Source organism: Cupriavidus sp. KB_39, assembly GCF_052114485.1.
Classification (GTDB): Bacteria; Pseudomonadota; Gammaproteobacteria; order Burkholderiales; family Burkholderiaceae; genus Cupriavidus.
Genome location: NZ_JBFREV010000002.1, coordinates 125249 through 145996, shown reverse-complemented (window position 1 = coordinate 145996; position 20748 = coordinate 125249). Strand labels below are relative to the sequence as shown.

The 20748-nt window shown below is 68.4% G+C and carries 15 protein-coding genes; 7 read left to right on the top strand and 8 right to left on the bottom strand.

Going from position 1 to position 20748, the window contains the following annotated elements; all coding sequences use genetic code 11:
* The first annotated feature begins 171 nt into the window (after positions 1-171).
* Together AB4Z27_RS01970 and AB4Z27_RS01965 are read left to right on the top strand one after the other, a co-directional pair.
* The gene (locus AB4Z27_RS01970; RefSeq protein ID WP_092292511.1) at positions 172-519 is read left to right on the top strand and encodes a c-type cytochrome; all 348 of its coding nucleotides are present in this window, start codon (positions 172-174) and stop codon (positions 517-519) included.
* A 22-nt stretch (positions 520-541) separates the two neighbouring features.
* Positions 542-940: a c-type cytochrome gene (locus AB4Z27_RS01965; RefSeq protein ID WP_441643862.1), complete on the top strand. Its 399-nt coding sequence runs from the start codon at positions 542-544 to the stop codon at positions 938-940.
* A gap of 89 nt (positions 941-1029) precedes the next feature.
* On the opposite strand, the gene aroG is transcribed toward AB4Z27_RS01965, so the two are convergent.
* The 4 genes from aroG to AB4Z27_RS01945 all read right to left on the bottom strand — a co-directional run bounded on the left by aroG (position 1030) and on the right by AB4Z27_RS01945 (position 9352).
* Complete coding sequence (gene aroG, locus AB4Z27_RS01960) at positions 1030-2109, bottom strand: 3-deoxy-7-phosphoheptulonate synthase AroG (protein ID WP_177219872.1); 1080 nt, start codon at positions 2107-2109, stop codon at positions 1030-1032.
* A gap of 437 nt (positions 2110-2546) precedes the next feature.
* The gene (gene tldD, locus AB4Z27_RS01955; protein WP_092292517.1) at positions 2547-4007 is read right to left on the bottom strand and encodes a metalloprotease TldD; all 1461 of its coding nucleotides are present in this window, start codon (positions 4005-4007) and stop codon (positions 2547-2549) included.
* Between the two features lie 68 nt (positions 4008-4075).
* A complete protein-coding gene (locus AB4Z27_RS01950; RefSeq protein WP_441592029.1) occupies positions 4076-4933 on the bottom strand; it encodes a carbon-nitrogen hydrolase family protein in 858 nt (285 codons plus the stop codon).
* Positions 4934-4969: 36 nt separating this feature from the next.
* Positions 4970-9352, bottom strand: a complete 4383-nt coding sequence (locus tag AB4Z27_RS01945; RefSeq protein ID WP_441643835.1) for a YhdP family protein — start codon at positions 9350-9352, stop codon at positions 4970-4972.
* Positions 9353-9461: 109 nt separating this feature from the next.
* Here AB4Z27_RS01945 and glnE point away from each other — a divergent pair, with 109 nt between their 5' ends.
* Positions 9462-12428: a bifunctional [glutamate--ammonia ligase]-adenylyl-L-tyrosine phosphorylase/[glutamate--ammonia-ligase] adenylyltransferase gene (glnE, locus tag AB4Z27_RS01940; RefSeq protein WP_441643834.1), complete on the top strand. Its 2967-nt coding sequence runs from the start codon at positions 9462-9464 to the stop codon at positions 12426-12428.
* Between the two features lie 37 nt (positions 12429-12465).
* Positions 12466-13047, top strand: a complete 582-nt coding sequence (gene rrtA / locus AB4Z27_RS01935) for a rhombosortase (RefSeq protein WP_092292525.1) — start codon at positions 12466-12468, stop codon at positions 13045-13047.
* Here the strand turns inward: rrtA and mprA are convergent.
* The 4 genes from mprA to AB4Z27_RS01915 all read right to left on the bottom strand — a co-directional run bounded on the left by mprA (position 13044) and on the right by AB4Z27_RS01915 (position 18003).
* A complete protein-coding gene (gene mprA, locus AB4Z27_RS01930; RefSeq protein WP_441643833.1) occupies positions 13044-14666 on the bottom strand; it encodes an MprA protease, GlyGly-CTERM protein-sorting domain-containing form in 1623 nt (540 codons plus the stop codon). The genes rrtA and mprA overlap by 4 nt on opposite strands.
* A 78-nt stretch (positions 14667-14744) precedes the next feature.
* Positions 14745-15185 carry a hypothetical protein gene (locus tag AB4Z27_RS01925; RefSeq protein WP_092292529.1) on the bottom strand — a complete coding sequence of 147 codons (441 nt, stop codon included), beginning with the start codon at positions 15183-15185 and terminating at the stop codon, positions 14745-14747.
* 66 nt (positions 15186-15251) lie between these two features.
* The gene (gene recN / locus AB4Z27_RS01920; protein ID WP_092292531.1) at positions 15252-17042 is read right to left on the bottom strand and encodes a DNA repair protein RecN; all 1791 of its coding nucleotides are present in this window, start codon (positions 17040-17042) and stop codon (positions 15252-15254) included.
* A gap of 28 nt (positions 17043-17070) precedes the next feature.
* Positions 17071-18003, bottom strand: a complete 933-nt coding sequence (locus tag AB4Z27_RS01915; RefSeq protein WP_092292533.1) for an NAD kinase — start codon at positions 18001-18003, stop codon at positions 17071-17073.
* Between the two features lie 101 nt (positions 18004-18104).
* Here AB4Z27_RS01915 and hrcA point away from each other — a divergent pair, with 101 nt between their 5' ends.
* The 3 genes from hrcA (at position 18105) to AB4Z27_RS01900 (ending at position 20748) form a co-directional block, all read left to right on the top strand.
* Complete coding sequence (gene hrcA / locus AB4Z27_RS01910) at positions 18105-19154, top strand: heat-inducible transcriptional repressor HrcA (protein ID WP_092292535.1); 1050 nt, start codon at positions 18105-18107, stop codon at positions 19152-19154.
* A gap of 63 nt (positions 19155-19217) precedes the next feature.
* Positions 19218-20333: a ferrochelatase gene (hemH, locus tag AB4Z27_RS01905; protein ID WP_441643832.1), complete on the top strand. Its 1116-nt coding sequence runs from the start codon at positions 19218-19220 to the stop codon at positions 20331-20333.
* A 19-nt stretch (positions 20334-20352) separates the two neighbouring features.
* A complete protein-coding gene (locus AB4Z27_RS01900; RefSeq protein WP_092292539.1) occupies positions 20353-20748 on the top strand; it encodes an RNA-binding S4 domain-containing protein in 396 nt (131 codons plus the stop codon).

Genomic DNA, 20748 nt, shown 5'->3' with positions numbered 1-20748 from the left:
GATCCCCCGGTGCCGGCAACAAGCGCGAGATGGTTGCAGAATGGTGTCAGAGCACCCGCGGCACATCCACAACGCTTTTCCGCGATTGCATCCCCACCCCCGTTCCTAAACCGTCTCCGGCCAGCAGGGCAGGTCACGCACGGTTTAACACTTCCCAATCATCTAAAGACAATGAAAAAGCTCCTCACGATGGTGGTGTTGGGCGCGGCCGCAACGGCTGCGCAGGCCCAGGACGCAAAGGGCAATGTGGACACTGCCAAGGACAAGGTTGCAATGTGCATTGGTTGCCACGGCATTCCGGGCTACCGTGCATCGTTCCCGGAGACATACGAAGTACCGATGCTGGGCGGCCAGACCGCCAAGTACATTGAAAACGCGCTCAAGAGCTATCAGAAGGGCGATCGCAAGCATCCGACGATGCGGGCGATTGCCGCGAGCCTCTCGGACAAGGACATTGCAGACGTGGCGGCCTACTACTCGCAGCAGAAGGCCGATACCAAGAACAACACGCTGAAGTAAGAGGCTCAGAGACATGAAGACGCTGATGACGCTGAACAAGCTCCGATTTGCGGTGGGCGCGCTCGTGCTGGGCGCTGCCACCCTCCCGGCCGCCGCCGCCGACATCGCCGCCGGCAAGGCGCTGGTGGAGAAGGGCGCCTGTGTGGCCTGCCACGGTGCGGGCCTGAACGCCCCGATTACGCCCGACTATCCCAAGCTGGCTGGCCAGCATGCGGACTACCTCTACCACGCGCTGGTGTCGTACCAGATCAGCGGCAACCCGCAGGTGGGTCGTACCAACGCGATCATGGCTGGCCAGGTCAACGCCAACCCGGCCGTGACCGACAAGGCCGGCAAGCCGCGCCCGTTCACGCGCAAGGAGTTGAAGGACATCGCCGCGTATGTCGAGTCGCTGCCCGGCGACCTGGTACTGAAGAAGTAAGTCCCCACGCGGGGATGTAAAAAAAGCCGCTTCCGAGGAAGCGGCTTTTTTGTTGCGCCGGCGCTGAAGCTGGAGCGCCCGCAGAGGCTTCAGTTGCCGCTGCCGGTCACCAGGCGGCGCTGCTTCACCGCATTGGCCAGGGTTTCGAGCACGGTCACGGAGTCGTCCCAGCCGATGCAGGCATCGGTCACGGACTGGCCGTAGGTCAGGTTCTCCACCGGGGTGCCCTGCACGTGGTCCTGGCGGCCGCCCACGAGGTGCGACTCCACCATCACGCCGACGATGCGCTGGTCGCCCCCGCCGATCTGGCGGCCGATGTCCTCGCAGACCGGGATCTGGTTCTCGTGCTTCTTGCTGCTGTTGGCGTGCGAGGCATCGACCATCAGCCGCGCGGCAAGACCCGCCTTCGAGATGGCGTCGCACGCTTCCTGCACGCTGGCGGCGTCATAGTTCGGCGTCTTGCCGCCGCGCAGGATGATGTGGCAGTCCTCGTTGCCGGACGTCGACACGATGGCCGAGTGGCCGCCCTTGGTCACCGACAGGAAATGGTGCGGCTGCGAAGCGGCCTTGATCGCATCGACGGCGATCTTGACGTTGCCATCGGTGCCGTTCTTGAAGCCCACCGGGCACGACAGCCCCGACGCCAGCTCGCGGTGCACCTGCGATTCCGTGGTCCGGGCGCCGATCGCGCCCCAGCTGACCAGATCGGCAATGTATTGCGGGCTGATCATGTCGAGGTACTCGGTGCCGGTCGGCACGCCCAGCTCGCTGATGTTCAGCAGCACTTCGCGCGCGGTACGCAGGCCGTCGTTGATCTTGAAGCTGCCGTCCATGTGCGGGTCGTTGATCAGCCCCTTCCAGCCCACCGTGGTGCGCGGCTTCTCGAAATAGACCCGCATCACCACTTCCAGCTCGTTGGCGAAGCGGTCGCGCTGCACCTTGAGCATCTTGGCGTATTCCAGCGCGGCACGGGTGTCGTGGATCGAGCAGGGTCCGATGATGACGATCAGGCGGTCGTCCATGCCGTGCAGGATGCGATGCATGGCCTGGCGGGCACCGTAGATCACGTCGGACGCTGCCTCCGAGCAGGCGAACTCGCGGATCAGGTGCGCGGGCGGCAACAGTTCCTTGAGTTCGCGAATACGCAGGTCGTCGGTGTTCTTCAACATGATGGCTCCGGGTCTTTGTGAGGTCGTTAGTCTGGTAGTGGGTTGCGACGCGGACGTGGCGGGGATAAAAAAAGCCGCCAGGTTCGCTGGCGGCTTTTTTTGAATTTCGGGCTACTTACAACTGTCCCTCTCCATCCGCCAGCGGTGCGAGATCGCTAAAAAAGTAAAAGTAAAACTTGGCGGACATGGCGGTGTTTCGGGTCAGCTTGTGTCGGAATCTGGGTGATGCGTCGAATTTATGCTGTGGTGCGCGATGAAAAGGCATTTAATTGCGCGGCCATCGGTCAATTCATGGCTCGCAATCGCCACACGCCCGACAACGAAGCATCTTTATATCGCTTTTCAAGATCGATGGCAAGCGTCAATCGCGTGGAATCGCAACAGATTTCGCCAAAAACGGCAGGCCGCCGCCATCGATCCCGGGTCCGTCACAGACTTCAGGCGGTGCCGCCCACGGTCATGTTCTCGATCCGCAGCGTCGGCTGGCCCACGCCCACCGGCACGCTCTGGCCTTCCTTGCCGCACACGCCCACGCCCGAGTCCAGGCGCATGTCGTTGCCGATCATGGTCACGTCCTTGAGCGATTCGGGGCCGTTGCCGACCAGCGTGGCGCCCTTGACCGGCGTGGTGATCTTGCCATCCTCGATCAGGTAGGCCTCGCTGGCCGAGAACACGAACTTGCCGTTGGTGATGTCCACCTGGCCGCCGCCGAAGTTCACCGCGTACAGGCCGCGCTTCACGCTGGCGATGATCTCCGCCGGGTCCTTGTCGCCGTTGAGCATGTAGGTGTTGGTCATGCGCGGCATCGGCAGGGCGGCGTAGCTCTCGCGGCGGGCGTTGCCGGTGACCGGCATCTTCATCAGGCGCGCATTGAGCGTGTCCTGGATGTAGCCGCGCAGGATGCCGTCCTCGATCAGCGTCGTGCATTGCGTCGGGTTGCCCTCGTCGTCGAGGTTCAGCGAACCGCGCCGGTTGGCCAGCGTGCCGTCATCGACGACGGTCACGCCCTTGGCCGCCACGCGCTCGCCCATGCGCCCAGCGAATGCCGACGAGCCCTTGCGGTTGAAGTCGCCCTCCAGCCCGTGGCCGACGGCCTCGTGCAGCAGCACGCCGGGCCAGCCCGGGCCGAGTACCACGGTCATCGCGCCGGCCGGGGCGGGGCGCGCCTCCAGGTTCACCAGCGCCGACGCCACGGCTTCATCCACATACTTGGCCAGCAGTTCGTCGGTGAAGTAGCCGTAGGCGTAGCGGCCACCGCCGCCCGAGGAACCCACCTCGCGCCGCCCGTTCTGCTCGGCGATCACCGTGACCGACACGCGCACCAGCGGACGCACGTCGGCGGCGATCACGCCGTCGCTGCGTGCCACCAGCACCACGTCATATTCGCCGGCCAGCCCGGCCATGACCTGCACCACGCGCGGGTCCTTGGCGCGCGCCATCTTCTCGATGCGCTCCAGCAGCGCCACCTTCTCGGTGGCGGTCATCGAATCGAGCGGATCGTTCGGCGTATAGAGGTTGCGCCCGGTCTGGGAGGCCAGCGCGCCGGCCACCTTCACGCGGCCGCTGCCGCTCTTGCCGATGGTGCGCGTGGCCGCCGCAGCCTGCGACAGCGCCGGCAGGCTGATGTCGTCCGAATAGGCGAACGCGGTCTTGTCGCCGGATACGGCGCGCACGCCTACGCCCTGGTCGATGCTGAAGCTGCCCGACTTGACGATGCCTTCCTCCAGGCTCCACGCCTCATTGCGCGTGTACTGGAAGTACAGGTCGGCATAGTCGACCTTGTGCGTGAAGATGTCGGCCAGCACGCGCTGGAGCTTGGCCTCGTCGAGCCCATACGGCGCCAGCAGCAGTTGCTGCGCCGTGGCCAGGTTGCGGATTCCGAGATCACCGGCGTTCATGATTGTCCTTTCAGCATTCATTGAAGCCGGCACGGGCCGGCTTCAGATCGTAGTCGTTGGGGTAGATGCTACAGCACCCGATGGCGCAGCGCCGGCAGGTTCTGGCGGACTTCCGCCAGCCGCGCCGGGTCGATCACGCCGGCCACCACGCCTTCGCCCTCGGGCAGCACGCCAAGCACCTCGCCCCACGGATCGACCAGCATCGAGTGGCCCCACGTGCGGCGGCCGTTTTCGTGCTTGCCGCCCTGTGCGGCAGCCAGCACATAGCACTGGTTTTCGATCGCCCGGGCGCGCAGCAGGATCTCCCAGTGCGCCTGGCCCGTGGTGTAGGTGAAGGCGGCCGGCATCAGAATCAAGCTCGTGCCGCCGCCGGCGGCCAGATGGCGGTACAGCTCGGGGAAGCGCAGGTCGTAGCAGACCGACATCGCCACGCGTCCGCACGGCGCCTCGAAGGCCACCGGCTCGGTCCCGGCCAGGATGGTGCGGGACTCGTCGTAGCTTTCGGTGCCCTTGGTAAAGCCGAACAGATGGATCTTGTCGTAGCGCGCCACGCGCTCGCCGCGCGGGTCGAAGGCGAGCGAGGTGTTGTAGACCCGGCCTGCGTCGCCGCAGTGCAGCGGCAGCGTGCCGCCCACCAGCCAGATCCGGTGGCGCCGCGCGGCATCGGCCAGGAATTGCTGCACCGGCCCGTCGCCGTCCTGCTCGCGAATCGCGACCTTGTCGGTCTCCTGCCGGCCCATCATGCCGAAGTACTCGGGCAGCAGCACCAGTTCGGCACCGCCGCGCACGGCTTCGGCGATCAGCGCGTCGGCGCGGACGAGATTGGCATCGAGCGATGTGCCCGTCACGGTCTGCACGGCGGCGACGCGGAACGGGGCCGAAGGTGTGGCGGAAGGTGTGGCTGAAGGCGGGGCGGAAGCGGTCATCGTGGGGCGTCCTGTGTCTGGGCGGCCAGCCGGTTCCTAGCGAAGGAACTCGGTCGCGCGGTCCTGGATCGACGGCTGTCGGGGCTTATTGTCCTCCACTTTCGTGATCTTGGGATCGGCCCACGATCCGGACACGTGATAGTGCAGCGTGAACACCTTGGAGAACTCGTCCGCGAACAGCAACTGGGCGGCCAGCGTGCCGATGCCGAGCACCGGATTGATGAACGCGGCCGCCACCGAGGTAGTCGTGGCGTTGATGCGCGGCACCACCGAGACCTGGAGGTCCTGGGTCTCGCGCAGCAGGTTGGCCGTGCCGCTCATCGACGCCATCATCTGGCTGCTCTTGAGCTGGAATTCGTCGATCTTGCCGACGCCGTTCTCGATCGTGCCGCTGCCGGTCAGGTCGTCGAAGACCACGCCCCGGTTGGACAGGCTGCGGAAATCGAGCGTCGCGAACTTCAGCAGGCTTTGCAGGCTCAGCACGCCCAGCAGGCGCGCGGCGCCCGGCTCCACGCTGAGGATCTGGCCATTTTCCAGTTTCAGCGAGAGCCGGCCGGACAGCGACGGGTAGTCGATCGACAGCGGCGAGCCGCGCCACGCGATGCGGCCTTCGAACGCGCCCTTGCCGTCGCGCAGCGTGTGCGCCATGCCCATGCGGTCCAGCACGTCGCCGGCGTCGCGGATGTCGAGCTTGAAGTTCAGCAGCGTGCGGCGGCCCTCGGTGGGAGAGGCGTTGCCGCTCGCCACGGCATCGCGCAGGCGGCGCGGTACGCGCCAGGTGCCATTGCCGGTCAGCGTGGCGCCCGGCTGTTCGATGGTGAGGTTGTCCAGCGTCCAGACTGGCTCGTTGCCGGCGTGGCTGGTGTGCGCCTTGACTTCCAGCTTGCCGAAGTCCTTGCCGCGCAGGATGAACTTGTCCGCCACGAGGTCCAGGGCGGGCAGTTCCTCGATATTGCGGGCCATGGTGTCGACGGCATGGCCGTCATCGGCGGCTTCGGGGATGTCCAGCCGCGACAGCCGCACGGACAGCGCGCCGGACGGCGTGTTGGCATCGCGCCGCCATTGCGCCGTGCCGGCGATCTGGCGCGAGGTCATCTGCGCGTTCCAGCCGCTGCCTTCGCGGGTGGCGTCGAGCGAGACGTCGTCGAGGCTGCGTCCGAAGGCATCGAGCGCCTTGGCGCGCACGGTCACGCGCTCGGGCAGGAAGGGCGAGTTGCGATCGACGTTGTTCGGGTTGTCGCGGCCCGGCGCGGCCGGCGATGGCGCTGTGCCGCCCAGCGCGTTGCGCCAGGCATCGACGTCGAACCGCTCGGCGGTCAGTGCGGCCGTGACGCCGGTCGCCGGCTGAGGCGCCGGCTGGCCCACGCCGATGCCGCCCGAGATGACCTCCAGGCCCTCGGCGCCGCGCCGCAGGACATAGCGCGCCGCCACCGCGTTGCCAAGTTGCACGGTCAGATCGTCCTGCCCGGCGCGGGCCGCCGCCGTGGCGGGACGCAGGTCGAAACGCAGCGGCATTTCCTGCGCAGCCGTCTTGACCAGCGGCGCCGGCAGGTTCAGCGCCATGCCGACGAGGCTGGAGCCCACCTGGATCTGGAGATGCTTGTCGCGGATGCCGATCTCGGCGTTGTAGGCGGTGGCGCCTTCCATATGCGTGCCCGCGCTGCTGCCCGCCGCGGCCAGCGCGTCGCGCAGGCCGGCCGCCGTGGCGGTGCCGCCCACGGTCACGCGCGTGGTGCCGTCGGACTGGGTGCCGCCTCCGATCCGCGTCTCGCCGCCAAGGAAGCGGCCGCGCACGTTATCGAGCCGGAAGCCGTGCTCGTTGAAGGCCACCACGCCGGTCGCGCCGTAGAGCGTGGGCAGTTCCGGGAACAGCGTCACATCGTTGCCGGGGAAGCGGAACTGGCCGTCGACCTTGGTGCCGGCTGCGTGATGCAGCGGCAGGTCGAGTTTCAGCTTCAGGTCGCCCTGACCGGGTGCGTGTGAGTTTTCCGTCACGTTTCCGGTCCAGCCCTTGACCGGGGTATTGGCGATGAAGCGCAGGAAGCTCTGCACCGGCCCGTTGGCCATGCCATCGATCATCAGGTGGCCGTGGTCGCTCAGATCGTCGATGCGGCCGTTGACGTTCTGCAGCACCACGCCCGGCACGCCGCGCACTGCCGCGCGCTTGGCCAGGAAGGTCAGGCTGCCGCGCTCGAACATCACATTGCCCTGGATGTCGGTGAAGTCGGGCCAGGCCGTGCCGGCGTTGGCATTGCTATTTCCGTTGCCATTGGTCTTGCCGTGGCCGTTGCCATTACTGTTGCCGGTCACGCCACCATTCACGTTCGGCCCGGTCTCGTGCGGGGCCACCTGGTAGCTCACGTTCTGCACCGGAATCTCGGCGCGGAAGTCGCCCGCCTTCTGGAACGGGGGATGGAACGGGAAGTGGGCCAGGTCGCCCTTGATCAGGAACTTGGCGCCGGTGGCCTCACCGCCGACCAGCGCGCCGCCCAGGTAATGGCGCGTGCTGGGCAGCGTCAGCGGCAGGTAGCGGACGATGCGGTTGGCCAGGGCGCGGTCCAGTTCGCCCGAAATATCGGCGATGCCGCCATGGCCGTCGCCGCCGGCGTGCCAGCCGCCGCGCACCGTGCCGGCCGTGTCGGCGTTGGCAAAGCGCACGCCATCCGTGTGCACCGCGAGCTTGCCGGACTCCTGCGTCCAGCGGATCTCGCCGCGCAGTTCGTCGAACGGGATGCGCGGCTCCTCGAACACGCCCGGGAACATCAGCGCGGCATCGGTGCTGTCCACGCGCGCGGTGCCCTGGCGGTCATCGAAACTGAAATTGCCCGAAATCTGGGCGAAGCCGGGCGTGCCGGCGCGGGGCAGGCCATCGGCAGCCATGGCCGGCACGGCCGGCTGGCTGTTCACCGAAACCTTGCGCAGCGTGCCCTGCACGGCGTAGTGGGATGCCCCCGGGGCGCGTGACAGCATCCCGGCGCGGTCGCGCGACCACGCCACGTCGAGGTTGTCGATGTGGCCGGCCGGCTGGAGCGCGCGCAGTTGGCGTAGCAGCGCGGTGTCCAGCGGCAGGGAGGTGGCGAGCGCGCGCACCGTGTTCAGGTCGAACGTGGGCGCCTTGAGCGCGAACTTGCGCAGTTCGCCCTGGTTGTCGCGGGTCCAATTCACGGTGACCTTGCGCATGCCTTCGCGCCAGGACGTATCGGCGCTCGAAGGCGGCCCGGCCAGCGGCTCGGGCTGCCAGAGCAGGGTGTCGATGGTCAACTGGTGGTTGCCGGCACGGTCGCCCTTGTGCAGCAGCAGCGCCTGCGCGTTGGCCAGCTTCAGCGGCTCGGCGGCGCCGGCCAGCTGCAGGTCCACGCCCGTGGCGCGCATCCGCATCTGGCTGCCGATCAGGTGGCCTTCGCGGAAATCGACCGACCCGGACGTGCTGAAGACGCCGCTGTCCACGTGGTCGAAGATGGCGAGGTAGCGCTGCACCACCGGCAGCTGCATCTGGCTGAAGTCCCAGTTGGCCTGGCCGGTCCAGTGGCGCCAGTCGCCGGTGGCGCGCAGGTAGTCGTGACGCAGCGCGGCCTGGAAGACCAGTGGCTGGGGCGCCAGCGAGGCGCTGCGTGCCTCCAGCCGGACCGTGTGCTGGGCGCCGTTGCGGTGCGCGGTGAAATGGATGTCGGCCACGTCCAGTTGCGGCAGGCGGGCCTTTTCGTCGAGCCAGCGCAGGTTGCCGCTCATCAGCTCGATATGGCCCTGGGCCAGCAGCCAGTTCAGGAGCGGATCGTCATTGGTCGTGGACGGGTGCGCCTCGATCGGCACGCCGGCCACCAGCAGGCGGCCCTCGGGCGTGCGGCGCACGAGCACATCGGTGCGCTCGGCCATCAGGCTGGCGAACTGCAGGGTCAGCGCCGGCACGGAATGCCAGGAGAGCTTGCCGTCGAGGGTGCCGGCGGAGAGCAGCACGCGCTGCTGGCTGTCCACGGCGCGCACGTTGCGCGCGCGGAACGCCGGATGCCAACCGTCCCAGAATGTATCCAGTTCGCCGATGGTCAATTGGGCGGTCAATGCCGCCGAGCCTTGCTGCTCCAGCCACTGGCGCGCAGTATGGGCCTGCGGCCACAGCACGAAGCGGATCAGCAGCACCGCCACCACGGCGAGTGCGGCCAGCGCCAGCACGATGCGCACCAACATTCGCCAGAGCCGGGGCCAGACCGGATGCACGACGCCGGCACACAGCGCGCGCCAGCCGCTACGGGCGGCCGCACGCAGCCGCGCACCCACGCCGGACGCCACGCTGGGCGCGGGTGCGGAGGAGGATTGAGAAGCCTGGGAAGCCTGCCCGGCGGTGGCGGCGGACGCCTCGGCAGCGGCGCTGGCGGACGTTGAACCGTCGGCGGGCGCGGCAGGGGCGGCGGGGCGTCTGGACATGCGCAGATTATCCGACAATACTAGCCGCTCTCCAAAGTGGTCGATAAGGGTGCGTTGTTGCGCCACCGCGTATCGCCACGGCGCCTGCCCGCATTGCAAAGTTACTGGAATGACTGTCCCTGATCCGACGAGTTCCGCCGCGGGCGCCGCCCCGGCTCACCCCCTTCCCACCGAGGCGCCGGATGCGCCGCCTGGACCCATCGGCAACATGGTCGAAGGGGCCTATGCCACGGTGATGGCCAGGGAGTTACCCGCCACGGATTCCAATGCCGCCGGCGAGGGCGACGTATTGTACTCGGGGCAGGCCTCCCATTACGCCCGCCGCGTGCTCCAGGCGCGCCCCGAACTGGCCGCCGTGGTGGCCGATGCCGCCCGGGCGCCCCTGACGCGTGCGTGGATGGAGTCGCGGCTGCAGGCGCTCCACGCCCCGTCCGCCGATGCCGAAGCCGCCGCCGCCCAGGCGCTGCGCCGGCTGCGGGCCGAAGTCATGTGCGTGGTAATCGAGCGCGACCTGCGCGGGCTGGCCCCGCTCGGCGAGATCACGGGGGCGATGACCGACCTCGCCGAACTCGGCATCCAGTTCGGCCTGCGCGTGCTCGGCGACGACCTGGCCGCCACCTACGGCCGGCCCACCGGCGCCCAGAGCGGCGAGGTGCAGGAACTGGTGGTGGTGGGCATGGGCAAGCTGGGCGGGCGCGAACTCAACGTCTCGTCAGATATCGACCTGATCTTTCTTTATGACGAGGATGGCGATACCCAGGGCGGGGCGCGCAGCCTCTCGAACCACGAATATTTCATCCGAGTGGGGCGGCGCCTGATCAACCTGCTGTCCGAGGTGACCGCCGACGGCTACGTGTTCCGCGTGGACATGCGGCTGCGGCCCAATGGCGATGCCGGCCCGCTGGTGTGCAGCCTGGGCATGCTCGAGGAATACCTCGTCGTGCAGGGCCGCGAGTGGGAGCGCTACGCGTGGATCAAGGGCCGCGTGGTGTCCGCGCTGGACACGCCGCACGCCACGCGCACCGCCGCGCTGCTGGGCCGGCTGACCACGCCGTTCGTGTTCCGGCGCTACCTCGACTATGGCGTGATCGCCGCCATCCGCGCGCTGCACGCCCAGATCCGTGCGGAAGCGGCCAAGCGCAGCGGCGGGCTGGCCGGCCACGGCGTGAACCAGCGCTCGTTCAATATCAAGCTCGGGCGCGGCGGCATCCGCGAGATCGAGTTCATGGCGCAGGTGTTCCAGTTGATCCGCGGCGGCCAGGACCCCGCGCTGCGCGTGCGGCCGACGCTCGAAGTCCTCGACGTCGCCGTGGCCCGCAACCTCCTCCCGGCGGGGCAGGCCGAGCAGTTGGCCGATGCCTACCGCTTCCTGCGCCAGCTGGAACACCGCCTGCAATACCGCGACGACGCCCAGACCCACCACCTGCCGACCAGCGAGGATGAACAGCTGGCCGTGGCGCGGATGATGGGCTACGAGGACTGGCCTGCGCTGGTCGCCCAGATGGATGGGCTGATGGCGCCCGTGGCGCAGCAGTTCGAAGCCACCTTCGCCGATCCGTTCAGCGACCCGGACGCGCCGCAGTGCGAGGCGCTCTGGCCCGAGATCGTGCGGGAAGGGCAGGGCTCGCGGCCCACGCAGGACGGTCCGGACGAGACCGATCCCGAGTCCTCGCCATGCCAGCGGCTCCAGGCGGCCGGCTTCAGCGACTGCACCGGCCTCTACGACCGCCTGCGCGCCATCGCCACCTCGGTGCGCTACCGCGCGTTGTCCGAGTCGAGCCGGGCGCGCTTCGACCAACTGGTCAACCGCGCGCTCGACCTCGCCAACAAGCAGGACGATGCCGACAGCACCATCGCCCGTTTCCTCGATTTTCTCGATGCGATCAGTCGGCGGGCCTCGTATCTTTCGCTGCTGTCCGAGTACCCGCAGGCGATGGATCGCGTCGCCCAGACGCTGCATGCTTCGCGCTGGGCGGCGGCCTACCTGACGCGCCATCCGCAACTTCTGGACGAACTGCTCGATAGCGAGGCCCTGGCGAGCGCGCCGGACTGGCCCGCCTTCCGTGCCCGCGTGGCCGAGCGCCTGCAGGTGGCGCACGGGCAGATCGAGATGCAGATGGACATCCTGCGTCGCGAGCACCATGCCGAGACCTTCCGGATCCTGCTGCAGGACCTGCACGGCCTGCTAACGGTGGAGCAGGTGGCCGACCGTCTCTCCGATCTGGCCGATGCGATGCTCGAAGTCACGCTCGGGGCGGTCTGGGCCCAGTTGGCCACGCGCCACACCGAGACACCGCGCTTCGCGGTCATCGCCTACGGGCGGCTGGGTGGCAAGGAGCTGGGCTATGCGTCCGACCTCGACATCATCTTTCTTTATGACGATGACCACGAGCGCGCGCCTGACGTCTACGCAGCCTACGCTCGCCGCCTGATCACGTGGCTCACGAGTCACACGGCGGCCGGGATGCTGTTCGACGTGGACATGCGGCTGCGGCCCAACGGCGCGGCGGGGCTGCTCGTGACGAGCTTCGACGCGTTCCGGCGCTACCAACTGCGCGAGGGCGACAACACGGCCTGGGTCTGGGAGCATCAGGCGCTCACGCGGGCGCGCTGGTGCGCCGGCGACAGCGAGATCGGCGCGCGCTTCGAAGCACTGCGCGAAGAGGTGCTGCGCCAGCCGCGCGACGCCGCCGCGCTGCGCGACGAAATCGTGCAGATGCGTGCCAAGGTGGCCGAGGGCCATCCCAACCCCATGCCGCTGTTCGACCTCAAGCACGACCGGGGCGGCATGGTCGACATCGAATTCACGGTGCAGTACCTCGTGCTGCTGCACAGTGGCGCGCATCCGTCGCTGACCGGGAACAAGGGCAATATCGCGCTGCTGCGCATGGCCGGCGAGTTGGGTTTGATCGACAAGACCGTCGCTGTGGCCGTGGGCGATGCCTACCGGCTATTCCGCGCACGCCAGCACAAGCTGCGGCTCGATGGCCAGGACCAGGCGCGCGTGCCGCCGGCGTCCGTGGCGGAGCAGGCCACGCAGGTGCGAGCCCTGTGGAGCGCAGTCTTCGGTGAGTAGTTCGGCCCCGCCCCAGCCCGACCACGGCTGGCCGGCCATGCTGGCGACCATCGCCGGTGTGGCCGGGGTGGCCGCGCTGTTCACCTTCGTCCCCTGGCTGCACGCCCACGGGCTGTACCTGCGCGATGCCGTGCGGCTGGACGGCCAGTGGTGGCGCCTGGCCACGGCAATGTGGGTCCATCTGGACTGGCGCCACTATCTGGTCGACTTGGCCGCGGCCGCAGGCTTGCTGCTGCTGGCCGGCCGCGCCACCCGCATCCGCGAGATGCTGGCCGTGCTGGTCATCAGCGGGCTGGCCGTGCAGGTGGCCTTGCTAAGAATCCCCTCGGTCGGCTGGTACGGCGGGCTCTCCGGCGCGCTCCACGGCCTGGCCCTCTGGACCGGCCTGCGCCTGCTGCAAGCCCCAGGCGTCTCGCGCGTGATCGGCGTCATCACCTGCCTGGTGGTGATCGGCAAAGTCTGGACCGAGCAGTCCTGGCTCGCCGCTCTCGTCTTCGACCCCTCCTGGGGCTTCAGCATCGTCCGCGCGGCCCACGCAGCCGGCGCAATCGCCGGGCTGGCGTGCTGGGTCCTGCAGGAATGGTGGCGCACGCGGCGCGGGAATGACGCGGGGCGCTAGCGAACCCGCCGCCGCATCCCAAATCCCACCACCCCAATTCCCAGCAACACCACCGCGCTCCAGGGCGCGATGGCCCCACCGCCACCACCCCCGCCTCCGCTATCCGAGGCCACCGGCGCGGGGGCGGGGGTTGCCGTGGCGGCCGGGTTCGCGGCGGCCACCAGCGCGCCGTCGGCGTCCAGCAATCCTGCGCCGCATTTGCCGACGTTGGCACTGGCCGTGCAGTAGGTATTGGCGGGATGGGCGCGCGCGGAGCTTTTCAGGCCAGCGGTGACCTGGGCTGGCGTCAGCGCGCCGTTGACCGCGAACATCATCGATACCACGCCGGAGACCATCGGCGCGGCGAAGCTGGTGCCGGCCGAGTTGCTGATGACGAAGTTGCCGGCGGTGGTCGTGCCGGAATTGCTCAGCGTGCGGATCAGCGACGAGCCGCCGGGCGTGGAGCAGGTGGGTGTGTTGCCGACCATGACCACGCGCGAGTTGCCGCAGCCGCCGCCCGGGGCGCTCAGGGCGACCTGCGGGCCGACGTTGGCGAAGCTGGCGTTCTCGCCATCGTTCGCGTGAGCGGTGACGGCGATGACGCCGGTGCAGTCGGCGGGGGCTTCCACGGCACCGGCCGAATTGCCGGCTGCGGCCACGACCACTACGCCGGCGGCGTTCAGGTCGTTGACGGCCTGCTGTTCGATGGACGAGCAGCTGCCGCCGCCCAGGCTGATATTGACGACCTTGGCGGGCGTCGGATTGGCCGGCACGCCGGGCACGGCGAGCCCGCCGGCCCAGCGCATGCCATCGACCGTATCGGACAACAGCGCGCCGCAGCGGCCCGAGACGCGCACCGGCTGGATCCGCGCGGCCCAGTCCACGCCGGCGATGCCCACGCCGTTGTTGGTCAGCGCGCCCAGCACGCTGGCCACGCGCGTGCCGTGCCACGTGCTGTTGGCCTGTCCGCTGCCGTCCTGACACGTCTGGCCGGCCGGCACGAAATCGCCCGGATCGATCGGATCGCTGTCGCGGCCATCGCCGTCATTGGAGACGGCGGTGGTGCTGATGAAGTCGTAGCCAGGCACGAGCCGGTCGATCAGGTCCGGGTGGGGCAGGTAGCCGGTGTCGACCACGGCCACCACGATGCTGGCGTTGCCGCGCGAGCGGTCCCAGGCGCGTGTGAGGTTGGCGGCGCCCACGACCTGGCTCGGCAGGGCCATATAGGTCTGGGCGCTGGCGAATTCGGGGTCGTTGGGAATGGAGTCGTGCAGGCGCAGCCAGCGGTCGGGCACCGCATCGGCGATGCGCGGGTCCTGGCGCAGCCGCTTCGCCACCGTTTCGGGGTTGTCGCCCTTGGTGTCGGTCACGCTCATCAGTTGCAGCGTGCCCGCCATCGACCGCTTCACGCCGAGCGCCAGGCCCGTGTTGGCCTCCACGTTGCGCATCTGGGTGGAGGTGGCGGGCTGGCTGCCGTCCCGCCAGCGCACGATGTAGTTGCCCGTGTAGACCGGCGCGGCCCGCGCTCCGGCGGCGCCCTGCGCGGTCGCCGGCAGGCTCCAGCAGGCGGCTACCGCCAGCAGTGCGGCGGACAGCCCTTGGGCGGCGCGACGGCCGCGCTTCAGCGTGTGGTGTGGCATCTACGACTCCTGGGGGCGTTGGTAGTGCGATGCGAACTGCTGAACTGCTGAGCTACAACCTACAGGAAAACGGGCGCTTTATTGCGCAGGCATGTCCCGGCTGGTGGGCATGGTGCGATGCGGCTTGAGCGTGCGGTCCGACGTGGCCGATTCCACGCGCGGCGCGGCCTGGAGCGTGGTCACGGCCTGCTCGAGCGTGATGTCGGGCGCGGCCGTGATGGCGGTGACCAGCCACACGCCACCGGACATCGGCCGCTTCACCACGTACCGCACCGGGCCCTCGATCGTCGCCAGCAGCTTGCCGGCATCCTCGGACACCATCACCTCGGGTGGCGTGAACTTGACGAGGATGTCGCCGATGGCGCGGTCGTCGGTGATGCTGCCGCGCGGCGGGGCGAACGATTTCGACTCCGACGCGCAGCCCGAGACGGCGCCCAGCGATGCCAGCGAAGCAGCGGCGGCCAGCGCCATCGCCAGGACCTTGCGGCGGGGGTGTTGCGGGGACTGACCAGCGGTCATGGGGCGAAGCTCCTGAAATCTGTATCTATATATATAGCGGGATGCGGACGTGGCGACGGTGCGGCTTTAGCCAGCAGCCCGGCGCGGGCGGCGCGAGCCCCCTTCGCGCGGGGTGGTGCTGGCCTGGTTGGCCGCAGGACTCGCGGCCAGTTCCGCAGCGCGTGCCCCTTGCGCCAGCATCTCCTGCGCGTGTTGCGTCGTCGTGGCGGTGACCGTGGCCCCGCCCAGCATGCGCGCGGTCTCGTTGACACGGCCCTCGGTGTCGAGCACGCGGATCCTGGACCGCGTGACGGCGGCCCGGGCCTTCGTGGCGTCGGCCGTCTCCTTGCTGACCAGCAGGTGCGTGCCAGCCTGCGCCGCCACCTGCGGCAGGTGGGTCACGCAGAGCACCTGCCGCGCGCGGCCCAGTTCCTGCAGGCGCCGGCCCACCACCTCGGCCACGGCGCCGCCGATGCCGGTATCCACCTCGTCGAAGATCAGCGTGGGCGTGGGCGCGGCTTCGCTCGTGATGACGGAGATGGCGAGGCTGATCCGCGCCAGTTCGCCGCCGGACGCCACCTTGGCCAGCGGGCGGGCCGTCACGCCGGCATGGCCGGCGACGAGGAATTCCACCTGCTCCAGCCCGTGGCTCTGGCCTTCGGCCTCGTCGAGCGGGTTCAGCGCCACCACGAAGGTGCCGCCGGCCATCGACAAGCCCTGCATGGCGTCCGTGACCGCGCCGGACAACGCCTTGGCAGCGGTCTTGCGTGCGGCGGACAGGTGCCGCGCCAGCGTCAGGTAGGCGGCGCGCGCGGCGGCCTCGCGGGCCAGCACCTTGTTGAGGTCTTGCGCGGACTGCAGGTCGTCGAGTTGCTGGCGGCGGGCCAGTAGTTCGTCCGGCAGTTGCTCCGGCGGCAGGCGATACTTGCGCGCCGCCGTGTGCAGTGCCTGCATGCGCGCTTCCACGGCCTGCAGGCGTTCCGGATCGAGTTCGAGCCGGTCGACGTAGCGCGTCAGCGAATGCGCGGCTTCCTCGACCTGCACCTGCGCCGGTTCCAGCGCGGCGAGCACGTCGCGTAGCGCGGGATCGACATCGGCCAGTTGCTGGATGCGGTGCACCACGCTGTTGAGCACGGACAGCACGGCGCCATCGGCCTCGGACAACGCGTCCAGCGCGGCGCGGCTGCCGTCGATCAGGCCGGCCGCGTGCGAGAGGCGGTTGTATTCGCCCTGGATCTCTTCCCACTCGCCCGCCTGCGGCGCCAGCTTGTCGAGTTCGCCAACCTGCCATTCCAGGCGCTCGCGTTCGAGCTGCATTTCGCGCGATTGCGACTCCACGGCTTCGCGCTGGCGCACGCAGGCGCGCCAGGCCCGCCACGCCTCCGCCACCGCGCCGGCCTGTTCGGTCAGGCCTGCGTGGGCGTCGAACAGGTGGCGCTGGGCGTCCGGGCGGAGCAGTAGCTGATGGGCGTGCTGGCCGTGGATGTCGACAAGCTGGTCGCCCACCTCGCGCAACTGGGTCAGCGTGGCCGCCGTGCCGTTGATGAACGCCTTGCTGCGCCCGCCCGCATCGACGGTGCGGCGCAGCAGCACGGTGCCTTCGCCGTCGAGGCCGGTTTCGTCGCCGGACAGTTCGCGCTCGGCCAGCCAGGCGTCCAGCGCCGCGTGCGTGCCGAAGGTGGCGCTGATGCTTGCGCGGGTGCTGCCTTCGCGCACCACGCCGGCGTCGGCGCGTTCGCCGAGCACCAGGGCCAGTGCATCGATCAGGATGGACTTGCCGGCGCCGGTCTCGCCGGTGAAGACGGTGAAGCCGGTGGTGAAGTCGAGGTCGAGCGTATCGACGATGACGAAATCGCGGATGGACAGGCTGCGGAGCATCGTGGCCTTGGGGGGAGTGGGGGCCGGCTCAGAGCCGGTTGTCCTCGGTCGGGTATTCGTGCCAGTGCAGCTTCTTGCGCAGCGTGGCGTAGTAGTTGTAGCCCACCGGATGCAACAGGGTCACGGTCTTGCTGGAGCGGCGCACGACGATCCGGTCGCCCTGCAGCAGCGAGGTCAGAGACTGCATGTCGAAATTGGCGCTCGCGTCGCGCGCGGTGGCCACCTCGATCGTCACTTCGGCGTCGTGCGGCAGCACGATCGGGCGATTGGACAGCGCGTGCGGAGCAATTGGCACCAGTACCAGCCCAGACAGCGTAGGATGCAGGATCGGTCCGCCGGCGGCCAGCGCGTAGGCGGTGGAACCGGTGGGCGTGGAGACGATCAGGCCGTCCGAACGCTGGTTGTACATGAAATAGCCGTCCACCGAGACGGCCAGCTCGACCATGCCGGAAATGCCCGAGCGGTTGACCACCACGTCGTTGAACGCCAGCGCGGAGAAGATCACGCCGTCGTCACGGATCACGCGGGATTCCAGCAGCATGCGGGTCTCGGCCTCGTAGCGGCCGGCCAGCATCTCGGGCAGGGCGCGCGTCACGTCTTCGAGCGGGATGTCGGTCATGAAGCCCAGCCGGCCATGGTTCACGCCGATCAGCGGCACATTGAGCCCGGCCAGCTGGCGGGCCAGGCCCAGCAGCGTGCCGTCGCCGCCGAGCACCACGGCCACGTCGGCCTCGCGCCCGATCTCGTCGGCCGAGAAGACGGGGTAGCCGGAGAGGCCGGTCGCCTGCGCGGTTTCGCGCTCGAACACCACGTCCTGGCCGTTGCGCGAGATGACGGCGGCCAGTTCCTCGAGCGGGCCCTCGATGCCGGCGGTCGCGTACCGGCCGACCAGGGCAACGGTCTGGAACGCGGCGCGGGGCGCGGCGGCGGGGGCGATGGCTGGGTTCTGGGGGGCAGACATGCCGGGATTAGACCATACCGCCGTGACCATTGTCAGTAGGCGGGCACGCACCGGTGCGAAGCCCGCCCGAACCGGGGAAAGTTGTTTAAAATCGGGGCACTATGGACGAACGTTCGAAAACGCTTCTCAAGACCCTGATCGAGCGCTACATCGCCGAAGGCCAGCCCGTGGGCTCGCGCACCCTGTCCAAGTACTCGGGTCTCGATCTCTCGCCGGCGACCATCCGCAATGTGATGTCCGACCTCGAGGAAATGGGGTTCATCGCCAGCCCGCATACGTCGGCCGGCCGGATTCCCACGCCGCGCGGATACCGGCTGTTCGTCGATTCGATGCTCACGGCGCGCCCGCTGGAGGGTGGCACCATCGAGATGACCGCCGAACTGGCCGCGCTGACCGGCCAGATCCAGGGCCAGCTGGGCGGACAACAGCTGGGGCCGCAGCGGATGATCACGGCCGCCGCGCATACGCTGTCGAACCTCTCCCGCTTTGCCGGCGTGATCATGACGCCGCGCCGGGGCCAGTCGTTCCGCCAGGTGGAGTTCATGCGCCTGTCGGAGAAGCGCATCCTGCTGATCATCGTCAGCCCCGAGGGCGACGTCCAGAACCGCATCATCCAGACCGAACTGCCGTACACCCCCGCCCAGCTGATCGAGGCGGCCAATTTCTTCAATTCCCACTACGCCGGCATGAGTTTCGATGCCGTGCGCAGCCATCTGCGCGTGGAATTGCAGGACATCCGCCGCGATATGTCAGCGCTGATGCAGGCCGCCGTGGAGGCGGGCAGCAGCGCCATGGCCGAGGATGACGACCAGGTGTTCATCTCCGGCGAGCGCAAGCTGCTCGAGGTGGAAGACCTGTCGTCCAGCATGGACAAGCTGCGCCGGCTGTTCGATGTCTTCGAACACAAGACCAACCTGCTGCAGCTGCTCGATGTCTCGAGCCACGCGCAGGGCGTGCAGATCTTCATCGGCGGCGAAAGCCAGCTCGTGCCGCTCGAAGACATGGCCGTCATTACCGCGCCCTATGGTGTCGATGGGCAGATCGTCGGCACGCTCGGCGTGATCGGCCCGACGCGGATGGCCTATGAACGGGTCATCCCGATCGTCGACATCACCGCGCGGCTGCTCTCGAGCGCGCTCTCCCAGAACTGATGGCAGCTTGCGGGCACGCCACGTGACAGCGCGTGCGTGGCGCCCGCCATTTCCGGAAACCCTATGACGTTCTCGGCAGAACCGGCTTACCAGCATGGCCAGGCGCCCCGCACGGCCATCCTGCTTATCAACCTGGGCACGCCGGATTCGCCCACGCCCAAGGCGGTGGGGCAGTATTTGAAGGCGTTCCTGTCCGACCCCCGTGTGGTCGAGATCCCGCGTCTGGCCTGGCTGCCGATCCTGCACGGGCTGATCCTGCCGTTCCGCTCGCGCGCTTCGGCCATGAAGTACGAATCGATCTGGCTGCGCGAGGCGCACATGACCGGCTCGCCGCTGCTGGTGCACACCGAGCGTCAGGCCCACGCGCTCCAGCAGCACATGCACCGGCTCGGCCACGACGTGACCGTGGCCTGCGCCATGCGCTACGGCAATCCGTCGATTGCTTCGGTTATGGAGGCCCTGCGCCGGCAGGGTACGGAACAAGTGCTGTTATTGCCACTTTATCCGCAGTATTCCGGGACGACCACGGCCACCGCGTTCGACGAGGTCTTTCGCGTGCTCGCCGGCTGGCGAAATCAGCCGGAATTGAGACTGATAAAGCACTTTCACGATCATCCGGCCTATATTTCGGCCCTGCAGCAGCAGGTGAGCGGTTATTGGGCGCAGCACGGCATGCCGGACTTTGCCCGGGGCGACAAGCTGATCCTGTCCTTCCACGGCCTGCCGCGCCGATTGTTGGATCTGGGCGACCCCTACCATTGCGAATGCCTGAAGACCGGGCGGATGCTGGGCGAGGCGCTCGGCCTGCAAGCGGGTCAGTATCAAGTGACGTTTCAGTCGCGTTTCGGCAAGGCGGAATGGCTCCAGCCCTATACCGCGCCGACGCTGACCGAACTCGGCAAGGTCGGCACGCATCGCGTGGACGTGTTCTGCCCCGGCTTCCCGGCCGATTGCATCGAGACGCTCGAGGAAATCGCCATGGAAGGGCAGTCCGAATTCCGCGTGGCGGGCGGCCAGGAATTCCATTTCATTCCCTGCCTGAATGATGCGGACTACTGGATTGCCGGGCTGGCCGAGATCGCGCTGCAGCATCTGCAAGGTTGGCCATTGCGCCAGCCGCATCCGCACGAGTTGGAAGCGCGGCGCTCGCGGGCGCAGACCCGCGGTGCCGCGGCGTAAGGAATCAAAGAGTTAGACGATGGATGTGGACTTCGAGGCGGGTGCCCGGCAACGCATCGACAAATGGCTGTGGTGCGCCCGGTTCTTCAAGACGCGCTCGCTGGCGGCCGAGGCCGTGGAGCGGGGCCGGGTGGAGGTCAACGGCCAGCCGGTCAAGAATTCACGCGAAGTGAAGCCCGGCGACGCCGTGATGATCGACGCGCACCAGCAGCGTTGGGAGATCGAGGTGAAGGGCGTGGCCGCCTCGCGCGGGTCGGCGCCCGTGGCGCAGACGCTGTATGCAGAAACGCCGGCAAGCCAGGCCCGGCGTCAGGAAGAGGCGGAACGGCGGCGCATGCAGCCTGAGCCGACGGCGCAGCTACAGGGCCGCCCGACCAAGCGCGACCGGCGCCGGATCGACGATTTCAGAAATTAG